This window comes from Pseudomonadota bacterium (assembly GCA_022361155.1).
Lineage (GTDB): Bacteria > Myxococcota_A > Polyangia > Polyangiales > JAKSBK01 > JAKSBK01.
This window is the reverse complement of sequence record JAKSBK010000456.1, coordinates 1-2,663: the sequence shown is the minus strand read 5'-3', so window position 1 is coordinate 2,663 and position 2,663 is coordinate 1. Positions and strand designations below refer to the sequence as shown.

At 65.9% G+C, this 2,663-nt stretch carries 2 protein-coding genes; one reads left to right on the top strand and one right to left on the bottom strand.

Annotated features, from left to right (window positions below; translation table 11 throughout):
- Positions 1–86 precede the first annotated feature (86 nt).
- Complete coding sequence (locus MJD61_17255) at positions 87–482, bottom strand: glycosyltransferase (protein ID MCG8557010.1); 396 nt, start codon at positions 480–482, stop codon at positions 87–89.
- A gap of 382 nt (positions 483–864) precedes the next feature.
- On the opposite strand from MJD61_17255, the gene MJD61_17250 reads away from it, so the two are divergent.
- Positions 865–2,157 (top strand): glycosyltransferase family 4 protein, encoded by a 1,293-nt coding sequence (locus tag MJD61_17250; GenBank protein ID MCG8557009.1) that lies wholly within the window; start codon positions 865–867, stop codon positions 2,155–2,157.
- Positions 2,158–2,663: the final 506 nt, after the last annotated feature.

Genomic DNA, 2,663 nt, shown 5'->3' with positions numbered 1-2,663 from the left:
GCAGCCGCTGGCATTGCACACCGTTGGACTCAACGCACGACAACGCACGCTGAAGCACTTCACGTGGGAGGCAAAGGCAAAACAGGTCACGTCCGTGTATAGATGGGTGCTGGAAGCCGGTACCAAGCCCAAATTCTATGGAGCACCATGAGCACGACGGGGATGCCATCGCGGTCACCGTCGGAGGCCTCGCGGCAAGGCAAAACGAACAGTGCTGCGTCCGCCATACGCTCGCGCACCCCACTGTTGGCGAGCGCTCCCGCAAAGTGAACGCGGTCCGCAACCTGGAGCTCCGCGGCAAGCTGTCGAAGGCTCGGCCCTTCGGGCCCGTCCCCCACGAGCGTCAGCTTCGCGTCAGGTATGGCCGGCAGGGCGCGCAGCAGGATGTCGAAGCCCTTCTTGGGCACGAGGCGACCCACGGCCAGAATGCTGCGGCCGGTGTTGACGGCGACGGGAGAGAACTCGTGAGGTCGACCCCACAACGGATGATCGGCGTGCGTTGCTCGGCAACACCGGCGACGCGCACGCGCTCGGGAGTGCGCACCGAAGCGATGCTCACTCGCTCACCCCTGTCGCGAAGCCCCAGTACCTCTCCGTATACGAAAGTCTCGCTTCGCTTTGGCAGCACGGCCCCGACGTATAAGATGTGCGAGTGGGTCGGCGTCGAGGGGGACACGGTCAGGCCGCGGGCCAGAGCCTAGCACGCACTTGCAGCTCCAGTGAGCTCGCGCTCCGAGCGGCGACGGCATTCAGTCCGGCGCCGGCCGCGTCGTTGCACTGTACTTGTAGGGTGCACCGACCGGAGAGCTCCCGGGGCCACCCACGGCAGGGACGCGAGCGCAGGCATCAGATGACGAGATCGGCATGAAGATCGGCTACCTCGTTCCGGAATTCCCAGGTCAAACCCATGCCTTTTTCTGGCGCGAGCTGCGTCAACTGCGCCAGCTCGGCGTGGATGCGGAGCTGGTCTCCACGCGTCCCCCGGCCGCGGGCCTCGTGTCGCATGATTGGTCGTCGGAGGCCATCTCGCAGACGAGCTACCTCACGCAGGTCTCGCTTGCGGATGTCGCCGATAGCACGATGGCCCTGCTCCGTACCGGTCTACGAGGAACGCTCTCGGCCCTGGAAACAGGCGCAGCGGAGGCGCATGGACCCCGAGCTCGGGCGCGCCACCTGACTTTGGCCGGGTTCGGGGCCCGGCTGGGTGCGATCGCGGCTCGGCGACGATGGCGACACATCCACGTCCACTCGGCTGCCGATGCAGCCAACGTCGCACTCTACGCATGGTTGTTGTCCGGCTTGCCCTACAGCCTCACCTTGCACGGCCCCGTCTCGGACTACGGCCCGAACCAACAGCGCAAGTGGACCCACGCGAGCTTCGGCATCGTCATCACGCAGCAACTGCACGATCAGCTGCGGGAGCAGGTGGGAGACCACACCCCACTGGCCATCGCGCCCATGGGCATCGACCCGGACCACTTCAAGCGCCGGGCGCCCTATGCGCCGCACCGCGGCGAGTCGAGCTTGCGCCTCTTCTCGTGTGGCCGACTCAACCCGTGCAAGGGGCACGCGCATAGCATTGTCGCGCTTTCGAAGCTGCGACAAGCGGGCGTCGCAGCGCGGCTGGTCATCGCCGGTGAGGATGACTCCGGTGGGCACGGCTATCGCCAGGAGCTGGAGCGACTCGTTGCCGAGCTGGGCCAACAAGACGCGGTGGAGTTGCTCGGCGCCGTACCCGAGGCGCGGGTCATCGAGGAGCTGCACAACGCACACGTCTTTGTGTTGGCGAGTGTGGCCGAGCCGCTGGGCGTGGTGCTGATGGAGGCGCTCGCCATGGAGGTTCCGGTCGTCGCCACCCGCGCCGGCGGTGTGGTGGAGCTGGTGCGCGACGGATCCAACGGGCTGTTGGTGGAGCCGAACAGCGACCGCTCGATCACGGACGCTCTGTTGCGCCTGGCCTCGGAACCCGAGCTGTGCACGCGCTTGAGCCGCCAGGGCCGACAGGACATCGTGGACAACTACACCAGCGGCCGCAGTGCGCAGCTGTTGGCGGAAATGATCGGCAAGTTCTCTGGGCAACAGACCGAGCCGCACGCACCATCCGCCACCCAGTGGCAGACAGACACGCCGGCGAGTTCACGACCTGACCCGCGTTGAGGCCTGGGGATATCCGCATACGCGTTAAGCGGGCTTGTTGCGCGATTGCTGCTTGGTTTGGGCGGCGACGGAGTTCAGGTGGCCTCGTTCGTACGTCCAAGGACGACCCCAGCCAAACCAAGCGGAATTCGCAGCCTAACGCGCATGGGGGATATCCGGGCGGGTGCGGTGGTGGCGGCTCGCAGCTGGAGCCCACGGTCACCGGTCGGGCTCTTTGGCGTCTCTACGGGCCGCCGCTACCCGTTGTGGCGAAAGTGCCGGCGCACGCCGGCGGACGCCAACGCTGAAGCTGTAGAGCGGCCGGCCCCTTCCTGGCATCGTTGGATTACCAACCCACAACGAACAAGAAGGAGCCGACTATGGACTACTGTGGACTGGATCTTGGAAGAAAGTCGAGCCGCTATTGCATCGTCGACAAGGAGCGCAACATCCTGCGCCAAGGAAACGTGTCGACCCACGAGGCGGGGTTGCGCAAGCTGTTCAACAAGCAGGCACCGCTCGAGATC

What these genes read in the sequence shown, in the direction of transcription:
- MJD61_17250 (MCG8557009.1), top strand. Translation starts at nt 865, where the DNA reads ATGAAGATCGGCTACCTCGTTCCGGAATTCCCAGGTCAAACCCATGCC.